Origin of the sequence: Halobacterium sp. CBA1132 (assembly GCF_001485535.1) — an archaeon.
Classification (GTDB): Archaea; Halobacteriota; Halobacteria; order Halobacteriales; family Halobacteriaceae; genus Halobacterium.
Window position 1 is genome coordinate 1,947,308 of the sequence record NZ_BCMZ01000001.1, and the last position, 20,559, is coordinate 1,967,866.

24 protein-coding genes are annotated in these 20,559 nt (G+C 68.9%); 12 read left to right on the forward strand and 12 right to left on the reverse strand.

Features of this window, described 5'->3' with window-relative positions; all coding sequences use genetic code 11:
- Window positions 1–71: 71 nt before the first annotated feature.
- Window positions 72–302: a hypothetical protein gene (locus AVZ66_RS10160; protein ID WP_058983970.1), complete on the forward strand. Its 231-nt coding sequence runs from the start codon at window positions 72–74 to the stop codon at window positions 300–302.
- 249 nt (window positions 303–551) lie between these two features.
- On the opposite strand, the gene AVZ66_RS10165 is transcribed toward AVZ66_RS10160, so the two are convergent.
- Window positions 552–2,351, reverse strand: coding sequence for a hypothetical protein (locus AVZ66_RS10165; protein ID WP_058983971.1), 1,800 nt, complete (start codon window positions 2,349–2,351; stop codon window positions 552–554).
- 146 nt (window positions 2,352–2,497) lie between these two features.
- On the opposite strand from AVZ66_RS10165, the gene AVZ66_RS10170 reads away from it, so the two are divergent.
- Together AVZ66_RS10170 and AVZ66_RS10175 are read left to right on the forward strand one after the other, a co-directional pair.
- The gene (locus AVZ66_RS10170; protein ID WP_058983972.1) at window positions 2,498–2,692 is read left to right on the forward strand and encodes a cold-shock protein; all 195 of its coding nucleotides are present in this window, start codon (window positions 2,498–2,500) and stop codon (window positions 2,690–2,692) included.
- A gap of 140 nt (window positions 2,693–2,832) precedes the next feature.
- Window positions 2,833–3,267, forward strand: a complete 435-nt coding sequence (locus tag AVZ66_RS10175; RefSeq protein ID WP_058983973.1) for a universal stress protein — start codon at window positions 2,833–2,835, stop codon at window positions 3,265–3,267.
- A 66-nt stretch (window positions 3,268–3,333) separates the two neighbouring features.
- Here AVZ66_RS10175 and eif1A read toward each other — a convergent pair whose 3' ends face one another.
- The gene (gene eif1A, locus AVZ66_RS10180) at window positions 3,334–3,618 is read right to left on the reverse strand and encodes a translation initiation factor eIF-1A (protein WP_058983974.1); all 285 of its coding nucleotides are present in this window, start codon (window positions 3,616–3,618) and stop codon (window positions 3,334–3,336) included.
- Between the two features lie 191 nt (window positions 3,619–3,809).
- On the opposite strand from eif1A, the gene AVZ66_RS10185 reads away from it, so the two are divergent.
- Window positions 3,810–4,769 (forward strand): AEC family transporter, encoded by a 960-nt coding sequence (locus AVZ66_RS10185; protein WP_058983975.1) that lies wholly within the window; start codon window positions 3,810–3,812, stop codon window positions 4,767–4,769.
- Here AVZ66_RS10185 and AVZ66_RS10190 read toward each other — a convergent pair.
- Window positions 4,766–5,095: a multidrug efflux SMR transporter gene (locus AVZ66_RS10190; protein WP_058983976.1), complete on the reverse strand. Its 330-nt coding sequence runs from the start codon at window positions 5,093–5,095 to the stop codon at window positions 4,766–4,768. The two genes, AVZ66_RS10185 and AVZ66_RS10190, sit on opposite strands and share 4 nt — an antisense overlap.
- Before the next feature lie 46 nt (window positions 5,096–5,141).
- Entirely contained in the window at window positions 5,142–6,332 is a 1,191-nt protein-coding gene (locus AVZ66_RS10195) for a redox-regulated ATPase YchF (protein ID WP_058983977.1), read from the reverse strand.
- A 118-nt stretch (window positions 6,333–6,450) separates the two neighbouring features.
- On the opposite strand from AVZ66_RS10195, the gene AVZ66_RS10200 reads away from it, so the two are divergent.
- Window positions 6,451–6,825: a cupin domain-containing protein gene (locus tag AVZ66_RS10200; RefSeq protein WP_058983978.1), complete on the forward strand. Its 375-nt coding sequence runs from the start codon at window positions 6,451–6,453 to the stop codon at window positions 6,823–6,825.
- Here the strand turns inward: AVZ66_RS10200 and AVZ66_RS10205 are convergent.
- A complete protein-coding gene (locus AVZ66_RS10205) occupies window positions 6,822–7,700 on the reverse strand; it encodes a DUF6159 family protein (RefSeq protein WP_058983979.1) in 879 nt (292 codons plus the stop codon). The genes AVZ66_RS10200 and AVZ66_RS10205 overlap by 4 nt on opposite strands.
- Before the next feature lie 126 nt (window positions 7,701–7,826).
- Between AVZ66_RS10205 and AVZ66_RS10210 the strand changes: the two genes are divergently transcribed.
- From AVZ66_RS10210 to AVZ66_RS10225, 4 genes are all read left to right on the forward strand, one after another.
- Complete coding sequence (locus AVZ66_RS10210) at window positions 7,827–8,609, forward strand: rhodanese-like domain-containing protein (RefSeq protein WP_058983980.1); 783 nt, start codon at window positions 7,827–7,829, stop codon at window positions 8,607–8,609.
- A 92-nt stretch (window positions 8,610–8,701) separates the two neighbouring features.
- Window positions 8,702–9,613: a sodium:calcium antiporter gene (locus AVZ66_RS10215; RefSeq protein WP_058983981.1), complete on the forward strand. Its 912-nt coding sequence runs from the start codon at window positions 8,702–8,704 to the stop codon at window positions 9,611–9,613.
- Between the two features lie 41 nt (window positions 9,614–9,654).
- Entirely contained in the window at window positions 9,655–10,980 is a 1,326-nt protein-coding gene (locus AVZ66_RS10220) for a hypothetical protein (RefSeq protein ID WP_058983982.1), read from the forward strand.
- Window positions 10,981–11,021: 41 nt separating this feature from the next.
- Window positions 11,022–11,696 carry an SDR family oxidoreductase gene (locus AVZ66_RS10225; RefSeq protein WP_058983983.1) on the forward strand — a complete coding sequence of 225 codons (675 nt, stop codon included), beginning with the start codon at window positions 11,022–11,024 and terminating at the stop codon, window positions 11,694–11,696.
- Here AVZ66_RS10225 and AVZ66_RS10230 read toward each other — a convergent pair whose 3' ends face one another.
- Window positions 11,697–12,380 carry a YqjF family protein gene (locus AVZ66_RS10230; RefSeq protein ID WP_058983984.1) on the reverse strand — a complete coding sequence of 228 codons (684 nt, stop codon included), beginning with the start codon at window positions 12,378–12,380 and terminating at the stop codon, window positions 11,697–11,699.
- Between the two features lie 81 nt (window positions 12,381–12,461).
- On the opposite strand from AVZ66_RS10230, the gene AVZ66_RS10235 reads away from it, so the two are divergent.
- Window positions 12,462–13,322 (forward strand): hypothetical protein, encoded by an 861-nt coding sequence (locus tag AVZ66_RS10235; RefSeq protein WP_058983985.1) that lies wholly within the window; start codon window positions 12,462–12,464, stop codon window positions 13,320–13,322.
- Here AVZ66_RS10235 and AVZ66_RS10240 read toward each other — a convergent pair whose 3' ends face one another.
- Genes AVZ66_RS10240 through AVZ66_RS10260 form a run of 5 tightly spaced genes read right to left on the reverse strand, consistent with a single transcriptional unit; the run spans window position 13,323 to window position 16,939 of the window.
- A complete protein-coding gene (locus AVZ66_RS10240; RefSeq protein ID WP_058983986.1) occupies window positions 13,323–13,637 on the reverse strand; it encodes a transcription factor S in 315 nt (104 codons plus the stop codon).
- A 7-nt stretch (window positions 13,638–13,644) separates the two neighbouring features.
- Entirely contained in the window at window positions 13,645–14,109 is a 465-nt protein-coding gene (locus AVZ66_RS10245; RefSeq protein WP_157575646.1) for a hypothetical protein, read from the reverse strand.
- On the reverse strand, window positions 14,102–15,046 hold the full coding sequence (locus AVZ66_RS10250; RefSeq protein ID WP_058983988.1) for a hypothetical protein: 945 nt from the start codon (window positions 15,044–15,046) through the stop codon (window positions 14,102–14,104). The genes AVZ66_RS10245 and AVZ66_RS10250 overlap by 8 nt, the downstream gene beginning before the upstream one ends.
- 42 nt (window positions 15,047–15,088) lie before the next feature.
- A complete protein-coding gene (locus AVZ66_RS10255) occupies window positions 15,089–15,928 on the reverse strand; it encodes a hypothetical protein (RefSeq protein ID WP_058983989.1) in 840 nt (279 codons plus the stop codon).
- A gap of 24 nt (window positions 15,929–15,952) precedes the next feature.
- A complete protein-coding gene (locus tag AVZ66_RS10260) occupies window positions 15,953–16,939 on the reverse strand; it encodes a beta-ribofuranosylaminobenzene 5'-phosphate synthase family protein (protein WP_058983990.1) in 987 nt (328 codons plus the stop codon).
- Between the two features lie 211 nt (window positions 16,940–17,150).
- Here AVZ66_RS10260 and ilvD point away from each other — a divergent pair, with 211 nt between their 5' ends.
- Entirely contained in the window at window positions 17,151–18,911 is a 1,761-nt protein-coding gene (gene ilvD, locus AVZ66_RS10265; RefSeq protein WP_058983991.1) for a dihydroxy-acid dehydratase, read from the forward strand.
- Between the two features lie 133 nt (window positions 18,912–19,044).
- Here the strand turns inward: ilvD and AVZ66_RS16655 are convergent, their stop codons facing one another.
- The gene (locus AVZ66_RS16655; protein ID WP_197407752.1) at window positions 19,045–19,185 is read right to left on the reverse strand and encodes a hypothetical protein; all 141 of its coding nucleotides are present in this window, start codon (window positions 19,183–19,185) and stop codon (window positions 19,045–19,047) included.
- 56 nt (window positions 19,186–19,241) lie between these two features.
- On the opposite strand from AVZ66_RS16655, the gene AVZ66_RS10270 reads away from it, so the two are divergent.
- On the forward strand, window positions 19,242–20,522 hold the full coding sequence (locus AVZ66_RS10270) for an RNA-guided endonuclease TnpB family protein (RefSeq protein ID WP_058983992.1): 1,281 nt from the start codon (window positions 19,242–19,244) through the stop codon (window positions 20,520–20,522).
- Window positions 20,523–20,559 lie beyond the last annotated feature (37 nt).

A 20,559-nucleotide genomic window follows, 5' to 3' on the forward strand; every position in this document is an offset into this window, starting at 1 on the left:
CGTACCTGTACGCGAGTAACTCCTTCCCGGCCGTACAGCCCCCAGACCGACTCTCCACCACACTCTAGACGTTGAGCACACACACCCGAACCACGACCGAACCGAACCCGACCACCGAAACCCAGACCGACGCGACACCCACACCGACGTCACCCCCCGCTGGCGACGACACGGCCCAACAGCACGACGACACCGCCGCGTCGTGGGTCGCCCAGTGCCAGTCCCAGTTCGACGCGGGACACAGCGACCGCCTCCGCAACCTCACCGACGACGAGAACCACGCGATGCCCGACGGCGTCTGAACGCCTCGACGCCGCCGCGCGAACGCGCGCTCGGAATCCTCTTGTCCGTGGCCCCAGTACATCCACGCGGCCGATGACGACGACACCGGGCCGACCCGGGGTGGCTCCCGCGGGACGACGAGCCCTATGAGTGCCGAGGCCGACTTCTTCGTACCGAGTAGCTGTCGCTGAGCGTGACGAACAGCGAGGCAACGACGGCGAAATTGCGTCGCAGAAACCGAAATTGCTCGTCACCACCGACCCGCTCCGCTAGGACTGCTCGTCGTCCTCACTCTCGCCGGTCAGCCCGCGCCGGATACTCCCCACGAGTACTTCGAGGTCCTCTGGGTCGGCGTCCAAGTCGACTTCCAGCGAGAGCGCGTGCTCGCCGCCGCCCGAATCACTGTCGCCGGCCGCGTCCGTCTCCGCGTCGGCGGCGGCCGCAACGTCCTCGACGAGCGACTCGACGTCCGAAGCCTCGGTCGCCTCCACGAGCGCTTCGATAGCTTCGCCGGGGACCGCCGTCGGTTCGCCGTCCTCGCCTGCGTCCTCGGCCACTTCTTCCCCCTCGTCTTCGGCGGTTTCTTCGGCTTCTCCCGCGGCTTCATCAGTCGTCTCCCCGGCTTCTCCCGCCGACTCCTCGACTACTCTCTCGACGGCCTCGTCGGCGGTTTCGCTCTCTTCCTCGGCTTCCCCGGACGCCTCCGCGGATTCGCCGTCAGCGTCCTCGCCGCCGATGGAGATGGTGATGCCCGGGTCCGCGCCGATTTCGACGGTCACGGCGCCGTCCTCCTCGGACACGTCGATGTCGGCGTCCGAGCCGTTCTCGGCGCCGCCGTCCGTTCGCAGGTCGTCATCGGTGGCTGCCTCCGCAGCGTCCCCGGCACCCCGTACGTCGAGATCCGCGAGGTCGACGTCTCCGTCCACCGATATCTCGACGCCGTTCTCCTCGTCAACCGCGATGCTCACCTCGGTGCCGTCGCTCAACGCCAAGTCGACCGCCGGCGCGCCCGCCGCGCTGTCGGTCGGTTCAGCCGCTTCCACCGCCGTCTCGGGCGCATCCTCCGCCGCCTCGACCGCCGCCTCGGCCGTTTCAGTCGCGCCCCTCCCGCCCGGAAGCCCGGCGCGGTCGGCCACTTCCGCGAGGTCCGAGACCGACTCGGCCCCCGATTCCGCGGGCTCGTCGACTTCCTCGCCGGCCGCCTCCACTCCCGCTTCGACGGACTCCACGGCGTCCGCCAACTCCGCTTCCAGCACGTCCTCGTGCTCTGATTCAGCCTCGCTCTCGCTGCCGGCCTCGGTGGCTTCCACCGCCGCGTCCTCGACGTCCGCGGTCGCCGAAGCGACCGACTCCTCGGCGCGCTCCACGCGGGCGGCGGCGTCCACCACAGTCTCTCCGACCGCCGCGACGCGCTCCGCCGCGTCTTCGGCGCGGACCGCAGTCTCGCCCGCCGCGTCGGCGGCCCGTTCGGCCTGCTCGGCGGCCGCCGCTGCGCGCTCGGCCGCGCGCTCCACGGCGCGTTCGTGGTCCGCCGTACCGGCCTCGCCCGCTGCTGCCGGCTCCGCCGGTCGCTCGTCCTCCGGGAGCACGTATCGCTCGTCGTCGCGGTCGAGGAGCCCCGCCCAGTCGTACAGGTTCAGCAGCGTCGTAATGCCGCTGCGGGCGCGGCCGTTCTCGGGGTCCTGCCCGGTGACCGCCCCGACCAGCGGCACGAGGTCGTCCTCGCTGGACGGATTCTCCCGGACGATACCCCGAACCGCCTCGGTGACCGCCCAGTCCGCGAGGAGGTCGTTGGCGCGCTCGCTCGCGCGTTCGTCGTCGTCGACGGCCAGCGCACCCGCTAGCGCCTGCCCCTCGTCCGTGAGGCGGTGTTTCTGTCCGTCCGAGTCGAGCACGCCGACTTCTTCGAGGAACTTCGTCTGACGGCCGACCGCGTCCGAGATGCCGGTCGCGTCCGCGACGTCGGTCGTGTACTTCGGCTCCGCGGCCGCGCCTACCGTGTCCCACCCAGCGACGATGTCCTCGAGCGTGTCGAGGCTCACGCCCTTCGGAATGTGGTGTGTCGCCATTATCGGGCGTGCGTCGCGAGTCGCAAAAAATCAGTTGGCCGCCGAGGGCCAAACGCAGGCCGGCGAACGCGCGTGTTTCAGGCGTTCGTCGCCACGAAAGACGGATGCCAACCCTTAACCGTCTACCCGGCTTTCGTGTGGTTGTAATGGCAGAAGGTACGGTTGACTTCTTCAACGACACTGGCGGTTACGGTTTCATCGAGACTGAGGACGCGGACGAGGACGTTTTCTTCCACATGGAGGACGTCGGCGGCGAGGACCTCACCGAAGGCACAGAGATTGAATTCGACATCGAAGAGGCTGAGAAGGGTCCGCGCGCGACGAACGTCGTCCGACTCTAACTCGGTTCTTTCGTCGCCTCACGGCGACACCGACACCACGCTTCTTTCGGAGTTTCGTTAGATAGCGGCGGCGCCGCGGTAGTCGCAAGCGGCCAGCCGAAATCCCGACGCCTATTACGGCGTCGGTGCTACCGGCGACCATGTACGACCGGATTCTGGTCCCGACGGACGGCGGCGACGCGTCCTCGAAGCTGTTCGCGCACGCCGCGGACATCGCCGCGCGCCGCGATGCGACCGTCCACGTGCTCTACGTGGTCGACGACCGCGCGTTCCTCACGCTCGACGAAGCGATGCAGGACGAAGCCGTCCAGCAGCTCCGGGTGGAGGGACGGAGCGCGCTCAGCGAGGCCAAACAGACCTTCGAGGCCGAGGGCGTCGCCGTCGAGACGGAACTGCGCCGCGGCGACCCCGGCGAGGAGATTCTCGGCTACGCTGGCGACGCGGAGGCGGACCTCGTCGTGATGGGGACGCGGCGCAGCGACTTCGAGAACTCGATGCTCGGCAGCGTCTCCCGAGAGGTCGTTGCGTCCGCGGACGTGCCCGTACTTACGGTGTCGCTGGCCGACGAGGAGTGAGAACGGCGGCGGCGCTACGAACTCGAAATACAGAGAGAACTGCAGTCCGGCGTCGCAGACCGCGAATCAGTTGATGTGGCCTTCTTCGCGGAGCTGGTCGGCGTCCTGCTCGTCGTAGCGCCACTCGATGTTGGCTTTCTCGTCCTGCCAGTCCCACGGCTCGACGAGCACGACGTCGCCCTCGTTGATCCAGGTCCGGTACTTCATGCGGCCGGGGATGCGGCCCATTCGGTTCTCGCCGTCTTCGCACCGCACACGAACGTGGTTTCCGCCGTTGTGTTCGGTCACGACGGCGAAAAGTTCGTCTTCGTCGGGCATCCGCAGGTTGCGGCGCCCAGATTCTTCGCTCACACCTGATATAGCCGTCCGAGACGTTTAAATCAACGGGAAGGCGTGGTACCACACCTCACTCGGGTGCGGGGTCGCGCTGCTGTCGAAATACAGAAACGTCCAAACGGCGAGCATCGAATCGAGACCGTGCTTCCGGACCCACGCCCCGTCGCCTCGCCCACGAACCGCTCGCGGCGCCCGGAGAGAGCCTGATGGTCGACGTCACCGGCATCTTCCTCGGTGCGGTCGGGCCGACAGTCGCCATCGCGGCCGTCGGGTACGCGCTCGGTGCGCTGAGAGATGTCGACCCCCAGCCGCTGAACACTGTGGTCGTCTACGTGCTCGCGCCCGCGCTGGTGTTCCACAGCCTCGCCGGGTCGACGCTCGGCGCGTCGACCCTCCAGTGGCTGACAGTCGCTGTCGTCGCGTTCACGCTCGCGATGTGGGTCGTCGCGGAGGCCGCGGGCCGCGCTGTCGGCGAGCGCGAGCCGATTCTGAGCGCGCTCGTGCTCGTCGCGATGTTCACGAACTCCGGCAACCTCGGCATCCCCGTCTCGGACTTCGCGTTCGGCGACGTCGGCCGGCAGACAGCGGTCGTGTTCCTCTCCGTGCAGTCGGTGTTGATGTACACGGTCGGCGTCTACGCCGCCTCCCGAAGCGGCGGGTCGGCGGGACTTGTCGGCGTCCGGCGCGTGTTCCGCCTGCCGCTCGTGTACGCGGTTCTCGCGGCGCTTGGGGCTCGCGCGCTCGGCGTCGTCCCGCCGGCCGGTGGCACCAGTATGCAGACGCTACAGCTCGTCGGCGACGCCTCGATCCCCGTGATGTTGCTCGTGCTCGGCATCCAGATTGCGCGCACCGACACGGGCGCGGCGGTCTCCCGGACGTGGCCCGCGACCGTCCTCAAACTCGGCGTCGCGCCGCTGGTCGGGCTCGCAGTGGCGCTCGCCGTCCCGTTCGGGGACGTGACTGTTGCGCGCGTATTCGTCCTCGAAGCCGCGATGCCCGCCGCGGTCACTCCCGTCATTCTCGTCGGCGAGTTCGCCGCGGGCGCGCGCTCGGACGGCGTCTCCGTCCCCGAGTACGTGTCGACGAGCGTGCTCGTCACCACGCTCCTCGGCATCCCCGTCCTCACGGCGCTCATCGCGGTGCTGCGCTCGGGCGTCGTGCTCTAAGCGTGGCCGCTACTCGTGAGTTGGAGGCCAGCGATGCCAACCACGACGAGGCCGATACAGAGCACGCGCGGCACCGACACCGGTTCGTCGAAGAGGTAGACGCCGAGAATCGCGGTCGACACCGCGCCGATGCCCGTCCAGACGGCGTACGCCGTCCCGACCGGAATCTGTTGGACGGCTCGTGACAACAAGTAGACGGAGACGCCCATCGCCGCCAGCGTCGCGACCGACGGCAGCGGCTCCGTGAACCCGTCGGTGTACGCGAGGCCGACCGCCCAGACGGTCTCGAACAGTCCGGCAACGAGCAACACCAGCCACGGTGACATGGCCGAACCGTTCGTCTCCCGGTCCCTGAACGCGTCGGTCCCGCGCTCAGTTCGTGGTGACGATTTCGACGACATCCCGGTCGTCGAGTTCGTGGTCGGCCGCAATCTGCCGGTTCGCGCGGCAGTCCTTGGCGTGCAGGAAGCCCTCGCCGACGTCGCTGTGGACGTGGTACGCGAAGTCCTCGGCGGTCGCGCCCTCGGGCAGCAGGAAGATGTCCGGGAGCACGCGGCCGTCGGTCGTCCCGAGCCCGTTCGCCGAGCCCGGGAAGACGGGGACGACGCCGAGTTCGTCGAACAGCGCGGCCTCCAAGGCCTGCTGGACGCCCGTGCCGCCGAACTCGTCGAGGAACCCGCGAATCGATTCGAGGCCGGCGGCCTGCTCGTCGCCGACCTCGCCCGTAATCTCGAAGTCGTCGCTGCCGGGACGGTAGTCGACGACGCCGCCCTCGTGGGCCTGCTTGAGCGCCTTCTCGGCGTGCGCGCTCGTCGGCACGAACGTCAGGTGGTCGTAGTCGGGGTCGTCGGTGATGGTCTCCCAGTTCTCCTGTGCGGCCGCCGTGTCCATCTTGTTCGCGGCGACAACCATCGGTTTCGTGCGCTTGCGAATCTCGCGGGCGAGCGCCATCCGGTCCTCAGAGTCCCACGTCTCGGGGTCGAGTTCGAGGCCCAGCGACAGAATCACCTGCTTGATCTCCTCGTCGGTGGTGCGGAACGCGCTCATCTGCTCGGCGAGCTCGACTTCGAGGGCGGTCTCGCCGGCGTGCTGGCCCTCGAAGCGCTCGATGCCCTTCTCCAGGATGTCCAGGTACCACTGGTCGAGTTCGTCTTCGAGGAAGTCGATGTCCTCCCGGGGGTCGTGGCCCTCGGTGGTTTCGCCCTCCATGTCCGTCGTCCCGGAGAAGTCGACGACGTGAACGAGCACGTCCGCCTCGTTGAGGTCCGTGAGGAACTGGTTGCCGAGGCCAGCGCCCTCGTGAGCGCCGGGGATGAGCCCCGCGACGTCCACGAGTTTCGTCGGGACGAAGCGCGTGCCGTCGGCGCAGTAGCCCGTCGAGGGCGTGCACGTCTCGTCGAATTCGGGTGCCGCGCAGTCCACGCGCACGTAGGCTTCGCCGACCGCCGGGTCGATCGTCGTGAACGGGTACGCGCCCTCCGGCACGTCGTTCATCGTCGCCGCGTTGAAGAACGTGGACTTCCCCACAGAGGGCTTGCCCACGAGCCCAATCCGATAACTCATTATTGGGTACAGGTGACCGCCGTACAAACGGGTTGCGTCCCCGCTGTAGTCTGTGACGCCCTCGCACACGGCTGCCGGCGCCGAACGACCTTTCGCCCCGCAACCCCCACTTCCGCGCATGGAAGCTCGTTCGCTCGCCGAAGCGTTCGCGTCGTTCGAGGAGACGTGGGAGCCCCGCGTGCTCGCCGAACTGAACGACCAGCAGGTGAAGGTCGCGCGTTTGGACGGCGAGTTCGTCTGGCACGCCCACGAGGACGTCGACGAACTGTTCTATGTGGTCGACGGCGACCTCACTATCGAGTACCGCGAGGACGACCGCGACGACGCGGTCCACCTCGGTCCCGGCGACCTGACCGTCGCGCCCGCGGGCGTCGAACACCGCCCGGTCGCCCACGAGGAGACGAAAGTGATGCTGTTCGAACCGTCGGGCACGACGAATACGGGCGACGCGGACGACAGCGACCTGACTGTCGAAGAGCTGGAGCGACTCTAGATGCCACCGCGGCGCCGTTTCCCGAGCAGCGACTTGGGCTGTCGGGTACCGTCGTTTCCGCCGCCGACGTCGAAGTCGACGTTCTCGAAGTAGTTCGGCGGTTCGCCCGTGGTCGCGTACTCGTAGAGGGCGACCTTCGCGACGCCGTTCAGCGTGGCCGCGACGACGAACGCGACCACGACCAGCGGCAGGCCCACGGCGGCCGCTGCGGCGACGCTCCCCGACACGACGTACGCGACAACGGCGACGAGCAGGGCCACCAGAAAGAGCGCGGCGTGGACGAACCCGAGGCCGAACTCCGCGCCCAGCGACTCGCCCCACGTGTCCCGCACGATGTCGATGCTGCGCCCGAACACACCCCGGATGTTCTCGTCCTCGAAGATGGCGACGGGGACGACGAAGTACGTCACGACCGCCCACGACGTGCTCAACAGCAGGCCCGCGAGTATGCCCGCGAGGTTGTCCGACTCTTCGAGCGCGCGCACCACGAGACCGACAAGCGTGCTGACGAGCGCCCACGCGAACAGCGTGCGCTTGTGGCCCCACGCCGCCGCGAGGCCGCCGCGCACGCTGGGTTCGCGGCCGTCGATGGCGTCCTTCGCGGCGAACATCAACCCCGCGGTGAAGAGCACGACGACGAACGACGCGCCGAAGTAGCCGACCGCGAGCGCGACGTACAGCGCCGCGTCGGGCGCGTTCGCGAGCGCCGCCAGCGGCAGCAAGCCGAGACCGACGCCGACCGAGAGCGCAAAGAACGCGACCCCGGCGATGCCGGCGAACAGCGGGAACCAAAGCAGCGTCGGGTGGTCGCGTAACACGGTGGCGCTGAGGCGGGCGAGCGTGATACCGGTTCGGAGGCGCCTGCGGAGACCCATCGTGGTCGGGGTTGGTCGGCATCACTGAAGAAAACTCGGCCGCATTCGCGGGCAGTGAACCAATTGACTCCCCGCCGTGGCCGCCGACAGCGACAGTCCTTACTTCGGTGACGACTACTGTCGAGTATGAACCGTCGCGCGTTTCTCGCTGCTGGCGCCGCGGGGTCGCTGGCTGCCGTCTCGGGCTGTCTCGGACTGTTCGGTTCGTCGAACGTCAACACGAACATGGAACTGCCCGCCGACGGGAACCCCGACGACGGCTACCCGCCGGCCTACGGCGACCCCGACGAGCGCAGCGTCGACCCGTCGTCGTTCCCGACGACGACCGCTAACGGCGAGACGATTCGCCTCGCGCCAATCGACGTCGCCCACTACTGGCACCAGCGCGCGGACGCGCGCTTCGTGGACGCCCGCGGACAGAAGTTCTACGAGCAAGCCCACATCTACGGCGCGGTGAACAGCCCCGCACAGCCCGGGTCCTCGGGCGGCGGCATCAGCGGGTGGGCGAACGACGACCGCATCGTCTGCTACTGCGGGTGCCCGCACCACCTCTCGTCGGTGCGCGCGTCCGCGCTCCAGCAGGCCGGCTTCTCGAACGTCTTCGTCATCGACGAGGGGTTCGTCCCGTGGCGGAACAACGGCTACGCGATGCGGGGCACGAACTTCGACCCGCCACAGGAAGCGAAGATACAGGGCGCGGTCGACCCCGAGTACGCCGGCGAGTACGCGTGGGCGACCCACGAGGCGTCCGGCCAGTCGGAGGCCGCACCAATCGCCGAGGACGGGAGCTTCGCGGTTCACTTCAAGTTCTACGACCTCTCCGCGGACGCCCCGATTCACGTCCAGACGCCGGACTTCGAGGTCACGCGCCCGCTCGGTGACCTCACCGGTGCGGTGCTGACCGGCTGACCGGCCCCGGCTGTTTTCCCCCTGCGGCGTCTCCGTCCTCGCAATGCGTAGTTCCGCCTCCGACCGCCACCCCGCAGGCCGCGCCCGGTAACGTGCTCGCGGCACTGCTCACGCTGCTGGCGGGCGTCACGACGCTCGTCTACGGCGGCGACCGCGTCGTCGACGGCGCGAGCGAGCTCGCCCGGCACGCCGGCGTCTCCACGTTCTTCGTCGGCGTCACCGTCGTCGCCGTCGGGAGTTCGGTGCCCGAAATCGCGACATCGCTGTACGCCGCGGCGTACGGCTCGGGCGACCTCGTGGTCGGCCACATCGTCGGCTCTGCGACCTCCCAGATTACGCTGGGCGTGGGCATCCTCTCGCTGGCCGCGCCGCTGTCGGTCGCCCGGCAGAAGACCCGCGTCTACGGCGGCGGGATGCTCGCCGCGATGGCGGTGATGGCCGTCGCGCTCCAGTCGGGCACCATCACGCGCGCTCAGGGCGCGCTCATGGTGTTGGCGTACCTGGGATTTCTCGCCGTGCTCGCCGAACACGAGGACTACGCCGAGCACGTCGCTGAGTCGGAGCTTACCCTCCAGCGCGCGACCGGCTACGTCCTGTTGGGCGTCGCGCTGGTCGTCGTCGGCGGGCACCTCCTCGTGACCGGGAGCCAGCGCCTCGCGGTCAGCCTCGGCGTCCCGAGCTACCTCGTCGGGCTCGTCACGGGGCTGGGGACGACCGCGCCCGAAATCGCGGTGGCGCTGGTCGCCGTCCGCCGCGACCGCACCGGCATCGCCGTCGGGACGCTGCTCGGGTCGAACATCACGGACCCGCTGTTCTCGCTGGGCGTCGGCGCGGCGCTCGCGGGCGTCCACGTGACCGGCGTCGACGGCGTGCTCACGTCCGTTGGCTACATGATTGCCGCGAGCGCGCTCGTGCTGGCGGTCCTCTACACGCGCCGACCGGTCGGCCGCGCCGGGTCGCTGGCGTGTCTCGTGCTCTACGTCCCGACGTTCTTCCTCGGATAGCGGCGAGTAGGCTTACGAGGGTGGCACGGCGACACCACGGTATGCGACGAGTCGTCATCGTCGGCGCGGCCGGCCGCGACTTCCACGACTTCCTGACCGTCTTCCGGGACAGCCCCGACCACCGGGTCGTCGCGTTCACCGCGGCGCCGGGCCAGAATCTCGGCGAAGCGAGCGACGGCCATGACCCGTTCCCCGCCGAACTCGCGGGCCCGGACCACCCCGACGGCATCCCCATCGTCCCGGAGGCCGACCTCGAATCGGTCGTCGACGAGCGCGGCGCCGACGAGGTCGTATTCTCGTACTCCGACGTCTCCCACGAGAAGGTGATGCACGTCGCCTCGCGGGCGCTGGCGGCGGGCGCAGACTTCCGCGTGGTCGGCCCCGACGAGATGCAACTGGACGCCGACGTATCCGTCCTTGCGGTGGACGCGGTGCGTACAGGCTGCGGGAAGAGTCAGGTGGCGCGGGCGTTCGCGGGCGAACTCCAGTCGCGGGGGTTCGACGTCGCCGTCGTCCGCGAGCCGATGCCGTACGGCGACCTCACCGCCAAGCGCGTGGAGCGCTTCGCCGACGAGTCGGACCTCGACGGCCTCACCATCGAGGAGCGCGAGGAGTACGAGCAACACGTCGAGCGCGGGCACGTCGTGTACGCGGGCGTCGACTACGCGGCCATCGTCGAACGCGCGAGCGCCGAAGCCGACGTCATCGTGTGGGACGGTGGGAACAACGAACTGCCGTTCGTCCGGCCGGACCTCCACGTCGTGCTCGCGGACCCGCTGCGCGCGGGCGACGAACTCACCCACCACCCCGGGGAGGCGAACCTTCGGGACGCGGACGTCGTGGTCGTGAACAAGGAGAACAGCGCCAGCAGCGACCAGATCGAGACTGTCGTCGGGAACGTCCGCGACGTGAACCCGGAGGCCGAACTGCTGCACGCCGACTCGGTGGTGAGCGTCGACGACCCCGAAGCAGTCCGGGGGAAAGAAGCACTCGTCGTGGAGGACGGCCCGTCGCTGACGCACGGCGGCACCGACTACGGCGCGGGGACGGTCGCCGCACGGCGCTACGACGCCACGCGCCTCGACCCGCGCGAGGAAGCCGTCGGCTCCATCGCGGACACCCTGGAGAAGTACGACCACCTCGAAGGGCTGCTGCCGGCGATGGGGTACACCGACGACCAGATCGCGGACCTCGAAGCCACCATTCGGAACGTCGACCCCGAAGTTGTTCTCGCGGGGACACCACACTCGCTGTCCGAGTACGTCGACGTGGACGCGCCAATCGTGCAGGTCGACTACCGCGTGTCGTTCCACGACACCACGCCCGCCGACTTCCTCGACGCGCACCGCGACACGCTCGGGCTCTGACATTCGGGAGGTTTACGCTGGGTCGCGCCGTCGCTTCCGCCATGACGACCACGGTAGCGGTGACTGGTGCGACCGGCGGCCTCGGTGAAGCGGTCGCACGGGCGTTCGCCGACGACGGTGCGACGGTCGTGCTCGGCGGCCGGGACAGCGACTCGCTGGCCGCGCTCGCAGCGGAACTGGGCGGCGAGTACCTGCGGGCGGACGTGCGCGACGAGTACGAACTCGAACGGCTCATGGAACACGCGTCCAAGGCCGGCGACGCATCCGGCATCGACGTGGTGGTGCCGTGCGCGGCGGTCTACCACGGCGAACCTGGGGAGACATCGCTCTCGGAGGAGTCCTACAGCGCGTTCGACGACACGATGCGGACGAACGCCCGTGGCGTGTTCGCGGCCGTCAGCGAGGCGCTCGCGCACATGGACGAGACCGGGCGGGTCGTGGTGCCGACCGGGAGTGTCGCCCGTGACGCCGAACACGGATTCGGCGCGTACGCCGTCTCGAAGGCCGCAAGCGAGGGCGTCGCGCGCCAGTTCGCGGCGGACTGCGAGCAGGCCGTCGGCTGCGTCGACCCGGGAACCGTCGACACCGCGCTTCACGGAATGGGCGGCCGCGACCCCGAGTCGGTCGCGGGGCTGTTCACGTGGGCGGCGTCGGTGCCCGAGCAATTGGACGGTGCGGTGCTGGACCTCGCCGAGTGGCGGGACGCGACCGCGTAGTCAGACCACGCGGACCTGCTCGGCGGTGACGTCGACGCCGGGGCTGTAGACGAGGTGAGGCATAGACTCGGGGTGGTCGAAGCCATTGGCCGTGAACAGGTCGTTCGTGCGGAACGTCGCGTCGGCGTGCGCAAGCTGCCACGGGTCGTGGCTGACCTCCCCGCAGAACAGCCGCGAGCGGCCGTCGACGTAGAAGCGGTAGCGCTCCAGCAGGAACGCTTCGAGGCTGCCGGGAGTGGCCGTCTCTGTGTCGCCGATGGGCTGGTAGGACGCGTCGAAGTCGAGGCCCGGAACGCCGCCGTGCGTGCGGTGGCTCTGGAACTCGACTGCGTCGCCTTCGCGCGTGACGTTCATCTCCGCGCGGTAGTACGGCAGGCGGAACAGGGTGCGCGCGAGCGCGACGCCGAGGCGGTCGTTGGCGTCGAGGTTGAAGAAGTAGATGCCCGGCCCGGACGGCCCCGTGACGTACGTGCGGAGGTTGAGTTCGCCGAACGTTCGGCTGATCGACGCGGGGATGCCGAACGGTCGGACGTTCCCCATCACGAACGGCACCACGGACAGCCACGCGCGGCCGTCGAACGTGTCCACGTCGATACCGTCGGGGAGGCGGGCGGCGACGACGTCGGGGTCGACCGGCCAACTCGCGACCAACACGTCACGCCACTCCATCGAGACGACGTCCATACCGCTCGTGGGTCCCGAGGGGCCTTCTGCGTGCCGGCCAACCGACACCCTATTAACACTCCAGTATAATTTAATAACTGAATGTCTGTCACGCAGTCCGTCGCCAGCGCGCGGGCACGCACCTCCTGGCTCGGCGGCGTCAGCCTCGTCGCGTTCCTCGTGCTGTCAGCGTACGTCTTCAGCACGGGCGACGCCCGGAAGCTCCTCGGCATCGCGTGGGTCGCGTTCGCCGCGATGGCCGGCGCCGCCGCGCTCGGCGCGCGCGCCAGCACCGAACACCCCACCGGCCTCGTCTGGGGGTACGGCCTCGCCAGCGGCGCGATGGTCGCCAGCTCCGCCGCGTTCCTCGTCCCGCAGGCCATCGGCTACGCCCCCAAACCCGGCGGCTTCGGCATCGCCGCCGGCATCCTCGTCGGCTTCGGCGCGCACACCATCGGCCACCTCGTCACGCACCGCGACCTCCCGCTGGACCGCACGTCCGCGGAACTGGCCGCGCACTCGCTGACCGCCGGCTCCATCATCGGCGTCGTCTACACCGCGATGCCCGACCTCGGCCCGCTGCTCGGCCTCGCCATCGTCTCCCACAAGGGGCCCGCGGGCTACGCCGCCGCCCGCCGCCTCGTCTCGCAGGGTCGCTCCCCGATGATGCTGTTGCTCCCCGCAGCGGGCGTCGGCATCGCCGCGCTCGCGGTCACGATCCTCTCGTTCCCGACGGGAGCCACCTTCCGCGCCGTCCTCTTCGGGTTCGCCGCCGGCATCTTCCTCCACGTCGCGATGGACTTCCTCCCCGAGTGCGAGACCGGCAGCGAAGTCCACGACGCCGCCACCCGCGGCCTCGACGACCACGACCACGGCGTCCTCGACCGCCTCCGCCTCCACGCCGTCGCCTCCACCGCGCTCGGCGGGCTCGCCGTCGCCGCCGCGTGGCTGCTGTTGCAGTAATCAGGCGTACTCGCGCCACCGGCTCCCGCACTCCTGACACTTGAAGAAGCGCGTCGGCGGCTCGTCCGCGCTCCCGGTCTGCTTGATGGTGTACCACGCCTTCCCGTGGCCGCACTCCGGACACGTCTCCTCGGCGGTCGGCTTCCCCTCGAAGTTGGCGTCCTCGCTCGTCTCGATGACGTCGCTGGTGTCCTGAGCGGCGGTCGTGACGAACTCGCCGCTGTCGCCGGCCGGCTCGGTGTGCTCGCAGCCCGAACACACGAGCTCGTCGTCCTGCTTGTGCATCATCGACCCGCACTCGTCGCAGAACTGCATACCCGAGCTAGGGCTCGTCTCCGGAAAAATCACTCGCCTCGGTTTCCTCGCGGGCCGCCACGACTGGGCAGTCCACGACCCGGAAGTGGTCGGTGTCGACCTCCGCCTCGATGGTCGTGCCGTCGTGTCTGCAGGCCGTCTCGGGCGGGTCCGAGAAGTGCTGGCAGCCCTGACAGAGGCGCTTCTGGACGACCGTCACGTCGCGGTCGACCTCCTCCATCCCGTCGACGTCCACGGACGCCGCGACGCCCGCCGCGTCCGCGACCGGTTCGTCCGCGGACTCCGAGAGGTCCTTCCAAACCTCGTCCTCGTCGACGCTGCCGACATCGACATCCGTGAACAGGTCCTCGAAGTCGTCGTCCGTCTCCGCGTCCGCTTCGCGGCTGCGCTCGATGTCCTCGCGCAGGTCCGCTAGCGGCTCTCTGTCCTCGGGTTCGGCCTCGGATTCGGTCTCGTGCTCGTCCTCACTCATCGCGCTCACCCGCGGGCTGGTCGCCCGCGCCGTCGAAGTCCGTCGTCGCGTCGCCCTCGACGCGCTCCGGGTCGACGACCTCCGGCCCGTCGTCGCCGTCGTCGCTGCCGGTAGCCATCGCCTCCAGCGTCTCCCCGTCGGTGCCGAGCCAGGACTCCTCGTCGAGCGCGCTCTCGTCGGTCGGCAGCGCGGGCGCCGACCCCGTCACGAGCACGTGTGTGCCGAACCACCCCGGGTTCGCTTCCACCTCCTCGAACGTCGCCGCGCAGAACGGGCACTCCGGCGCCGTCAACAGCGCGACGGTCACCGTCTCCTCGCACTCCTCACACTCGGCTTCCCGGACGCCCGCGAGGTTCGCCTGCTGCTGGAGGCGCTCGGCGCGCTCGCGGCGCGCCTCCGCGGCCGCCAGCGACGCCACCGAGTCCCGCATCGACACGACCGCGGTCGCCAGCGTCGTCGTCTTCCGACCGAGGTCCCGGCTCTCGTCGCGGAGGTACGTCAACACCTCCTCGAAGTTGTCGAAGCCCGCGTCCACGCGCTCGCGGAGCCGCCGCGCCGCCTCCGAGACCTCCGCGACCTCGGCTTGGGCGTCCCGCGCGGCGTCCACCGCTTCGTCGGCCCGCGAGGAGAGTTCGGGGTGGTCGTGGTCTTCGGGCGCCTTCGCGTCGGCGTCGCGCTTGACCTGGATGACGCGCTCGCGGACGTCCTGAATCTTCTCGTCGAACTCGCTGTCCACGGCCTCGATGTCCGCGCGCAGGTCGTCGAGGTCGTCGCTGGTGGCTACGTCAGTCTGCTCGTCTGCCTCGCGGTACGCCGCCAGCACCCGTTCGAGGAACTCTTCGGGCGACACCCCGAGGTCGTCGGCGCGCTCAGACAGCCACGACGCCACGGGTCCCTCCAGCGTCGTCTCGACAGCGTCCGACGTGCCATCGGCCATTCACCCGTCTTTGGCACGCGGCCGTCTTAATCGTTGCCCGCGCTACCGAATCTTCCGGACGTCGGTGACGTCGAAGCCCGCGTCGTGAATCTCGGTCTCGAACTGCACGATGTCGTCCTCCTCCAAGCGCCCGAGCACGCCGCGGAACTCGCGGACGAACATCGTCCGCACGCGCTCGTTCCCGCCGCTCTCCCACGCGAACTGCACGGTGCCGTCCACGGACGTCATCAGGCTCCCGAACTCCTCCTCGGTGACCGCGTCCCGAGTCAAGTGCAACAAGAGCAGGCCGTCCCAGCCGCGGGCGGCCTTCCGCAGTCCCTTCAGCGTCATCACCACGTCGCTGAACGCCATCTCCTGCTCGCGCGCGCCGATGAGGTCGGTCAGCGAGTCCACGACCACGAGGCTGCCGCTGGCGTGCTCGTCGAGGTAGTCCGCGAACGCTTCGAGGACGTCCCGGCGGTCGCTGTCGGACTGCCCGAGGTCGGAAATCGAGCGGTGCGCGCCCGCGTACCACTCTCGCGGCACCGGACTCAACTGGAAGTACTCCGGCGAGAAGTCCGCGAACGTGACCGCGTCGAGGCCCGCCTCGACGATTTCGCGGTCCATCGTGAACGATATTTCGCGGCGGAGTTCGGCCTCGTCGGCGGTGAAAGAGACGTAGTGGATGTCCTCGGGCGGCACCGCGGAGCCGTGGAGGTCGCCGTAGTGTAACTCGAACAGCTCCGGGTCGGCGGCCCGGAGGCCGTTCAGAACCGCGCTCGTGTAGAGGAACTCGCGGGCGCCGGCGCCCGCCTCCCCCGACAGCAACACGACACTCCCCTCGGGGGCGCCGCCCCCGATGCGGCCGTCCAGCCGCGAGATGCCGAACGGAATCGTCGTCATACCCGGAACTCGCGCGGGCGGCGTTTACGCTTTTCCCTGCCCCGTCTCCGTGACCCGCGCGCCGTCGTTTCGCGGCGCGACCACGCGCACGTCACCGTCGACGCCCGCTTCGTCGAGCGCGTCGCGGCCCGCCGCCAGCGCGTCCTCGGCGCGAGCCGCGTCCGTGACGCCGTACACGGCCGGCCCCCACGACGACTGGCCCGCGCCCGAAACGGCGGGACTTCCGGCGAGCGCGTCCACGATACAGCCGACCGGCGGCCGGTAGACGCCGCCCTGCTCATCGGCGTACCACGCGCCGTTCAGCCGCCCGACCTCCGCGACCGCCGCGCCGAACGCCGCCACGTCCTCGCCCGCCAACGCCGGGAGCACGCGCCGCGTCACGACGCCCGAGATTCGGTCCGCGAGCCCGGGGTCGGCGGCCTCTACCGCCGACCGCATGCTCGCGTCCTCGTCGTCGCCCTCCTTTCCGGGTGGCGCGTCCGGCACCACGAGCAGGAACCGCCAGTCGTCTGGAACTCGGTGACGGGCCGCGACAGCCGGCACCGTCCACTCGCCCCGGGGCGGCGCCGCCGTCGTAAACAACCCCGTCGGGTGGCCGGCGTCAAGCACGAATCCCCCGGCCTCGAACGTCGCGACGCCGACGCCGCTCCGCCCGCCGCGTCCGAGTTCCGGCGCGAGCGCGCGCAAGTCAGCGTCCGAGTCGTGCGCTCGCGCCACCGCCGCCAGCACCGAGAGCGCGAGTTGCGTCCCCGATCCGAGGCCGACGTGGGGCGGCAGTTCCTCGTGAACCGTGAGGTCGACGCCCGGGACGTCGAGGACTTCGCAGGCGCGCTCGGCGTGCTCGCGCGCCCGCTCGTGGTCGCAGCGAACGCCGTCCGCTGGCTCGGCTTCCACCGCGACCCGCGGCTGGTCGAGGGCGACGCCGAGGCTCCCGTACAGTCGGTCGTGGGACAGCGAGAGGTTCAGGAAGCCGAAGTGGAGCCGGCAACCGCTCTCGACCCGAGTGGGCATACTCTCGACTTCGGCGCGGGCGGTGTTGGTGGTTCTGCCGCTGGCAAACCTTCCCGGTACCCGATTCGGGCGAACATCATCGCCTCGTCGCGGGTCACCGGCAACATCTGTTCGCCGACGCCGGTGAGCGCTCGCGCCGTCGCGCTTCCCGGTCACCGGCAACATCTGTTCAGTCGGCGTGCTTTAACCGCTGCGCGCGTAACCACCATACATGAGCAAGCAGAAGGACGAAGACCTCCCGAGCGCCGACGTCACCGAAGGCGTCGAGCGCGCGCCCCACCGCGCGATGTTCCGCGCGATGGGCTACGACGACGCCGACTTCTCCTCACCGATGGTCGGTGTCGCGAACCCCGCCGCCGACATCACGCCGTGTAACGTCCACCTCGACGACGTGGCCGACGCCGCCGTCGAAGGCGTCGAGGACGGCGACGGCATGCCCATCGAGTTCGGCACCATCACCATCTCGGACGCCATCTCCATGGGCACCGAGGGGATGCGCGCGTCGCTCATCTCCCGCGAAGTCATCGCGGACTCCGTGGAACTGGTGGCGTTCGGCGAGCGCATGGACGCGCTCGTCACCGTCGCGGGCTGCGACAAGAACCTCCCCGGGATGATGATGGCCTCCATCCGCACCGACCTCCCGTCCGTGTTCCTCTACGGCGGGTCCATCATGCCCGGCCAGCACGACGGCCGCGAAATCACCGTCCAGAACGTCTTCGAGGGCGTCGGCGCCGTCGCCGCCGGCGAGATGAGCGAGGACGAACTGGAGGAGATGGAACACGAGGCCTGCCCCGGCGCGGGCTCCTGCGGCGGGATGTTCACCGCCAACACCATGGCCTCCATCTCGGAAGCCATCGGGATGGCGCCGCTTGGCTCCGCGAGCGCGCCCGCCGAGTCCGACGAGCGCTACGACGTCGCCGAGCGCGCCGGCGAACTCGCCGCGGAGTGCGTCCGCGAGGACCGCCGACCCTCGGACATCCTCACGCGGGAGAGCTTCGAGAACGCAATCGCCGTGCAGGTCGCGCTCGGCGGGTCGACGAACGCCGTCCTCCACCTGCTCGCGCTCGCCGCGGAGGCGGGCGTCGACCTCGACATCGAGGACTTCAACACGATCAGCGACCGCACGCCGAAGGTCGCGAACCTCCAGCCCGGCGGCTCGCGCGTGATGAACGACCTCCACGAGGTCGGCGGCGTTCCGGTCGTCATCAAGCGCCTGCTCGACGCTGGCCTCATCCACGGCGACGCCATGACTGTCACCGGCCGCACCATCGAGGAGGAACTCGACCACCTCGGCGTCGACGGCGACGTGCAACGCACGTCGGAATCAGCGAGCGGCGACGAGCCGCGAGCAGGCGAGGTCGACGGGGATGTCGACTTCCTGAAGCCCGTCGACGACCCGTTCCACGAGACGGGTGCAATCACCGTGCTCACGGGGAACCTCGCGCCCGACGGCGCCGTCCTCAAAGTGACCGGAAAAGACGAGACCCAACACACCGGCCCGGCGCGCGTCTTCGAGTCCGAGGAGGACGCGATGGCATACGTCCAAGAGGGAAAAATCGAGTCCGGGGACGTCATCGCAATCCGGAACGAGGGGCCGAAGGGCGGTCCCGGGATGCGAGAGATGCTCGGCGTCACCGCCGCCGTCGTCGGACAGGGCCACGAGGACGACGTGGCGCTACTCACCGACGGCCGCTTCTCCGGCGCGACGCGCGGCCCGATGGTCGGCCACGTCGCACCCGAAGCCGCAGATGGCGGCCCCATCGCGCTGCTGGAGGACGGCGACGAAGTGACCGTCGACGTGCCGAACCGCGAACTCTCCGTGGCCGTCTCCGACGACGAACTCGCGGAACGCCGCGAGGACTGGGAGCAGCCGGAACCGCGCTACGACTCCGGCGTGCTCAGGAAGTACGGCGACCAGTTCGGCTCCGCTGCGGACGGTGCGGTCACTAACCCCACGGCGAAGCGCGAGTAGCTACCTAAAACAGCGAGAGAGTCCCCGCCGTTTACGGCGGTGACGAGACGCGTTGCGTCTCGTTCGCACACCAGAACGCTTCGCGTTCTGGGGACGGGCGTGAATCGCGTCACTCGACGACGCGAACCACCGGTTACTCCCCGGCCGGAGTCTCCAAGTCGTCGGCGGCGTGGATCAACATCCCGCGCCACGTCAGCCCGTATTCGTTTTTCACGCGCTTCAGCCGTTCGTACTGTTCGTCGTCGGGCACTTCGATGTTAACGTGGTTCGTCACAGAATCTACGAAAATCCGTAGGTTTATGTTAGTTTCGTCCGTGCTCAGATGTAGCGATGAAGCGCACCAACGAGTTCGAAGTAGTTCCCCAGTCCGACGAGGACGGAGAGTTACTTCGTCAACTGTTGGACGCTTCAGCCGCACTCTGGAACGAAATCAATTATCAGCGCCGAACCAACTTCGACGACCCGGGCGGCGACGTGTGGGAGGTCGACGAGTACCGCGGTCGGTACGGCGGTACGCTCGGCGCTTCGACCGTTCAACAGATCGAGCGCAAGAACCGCGAAGCGTGGCAGTCGTTCTTCGCACTCCGAGAGAAGGGCGAAGCCAATGGCAAGCCCGGCTTCTGGGGGAACCAAGACGAGGGCCGCGAACTGCGGACGTATATCCGCAACACGTCGTACTCGGTCGAATGGGGCGAACACTCTCGTCTCGAGATTCTTGTCGGGCAAGACCTGAAAGAGGAGTACGGTCTTGGATACCGCGAGCGTCTCCGTCTCGAGGTTCGCGGCGAACCCAACTGGAAAGAGTACGACAAGCAGGGCCGGTTGGAACTGTATTACGACGATGTGAGCGAGACATTCAGGGCCTTTCAGCCAGTCACTATCGACAATTCTCGACTGGCACAACCACTGGCGGACGAATCCGCCGCTCTGGACATCGGCGCGAACAATATCGTCGCCTGTACGACCACGACCGGCGAGCAGTACCTCTACGAAGGACGCGACCTGTTCGAACGGTTCCGCGAGACCACGCAACGGATTGCCGAACTCCAGTCGAAGCTCGAGGATGGCCGGTACAGTTCGAAGCGAATCGACTCACTGTACCGTCGTCGAACGCGGCGGCGCGACCACGCGATGGACGCACTCTGTCGGGATCTGGTCGAACGGCTGCACGACGAGGGTGTTTCGACGGTGTACGTCGGCGACTTAACCGACGTACTCGAGACGCACTGGTCGGTTCGGACGAACGCCAAGCTGCACAGCTTCTGGGCGTTCCGGCGGTTCGTCGACCGTCTCGTGTATACTGCCGAGGAGTTCGGCATTACCGTCGAAGTCCGCACGGAAGCGTGGACCTCGCAGACGTGTCCGAACTGCAGTTCGACCGAGGACACGACGCGACATCAGGACACGCTGACGTGTACCTGCGGCTTCGAAGGCCACGCGGACCTCGCCGCGAGCGAGACGTTTCTGAGGCGGCACGAAACGGTAGCACGGCCGATGGCACGGCCTGTGTGCCTCAAGTGGGACAGTCACGATTGGCTGGAGTTATCACGCTCTCCCCGTCCCAACGAGGAGCACACGAACCCGCAAGTTGCCTCCGTGGACTCGGCATAGCCGAGACTCCCAGCGTGAGGAAACCCCGGCGTTCACA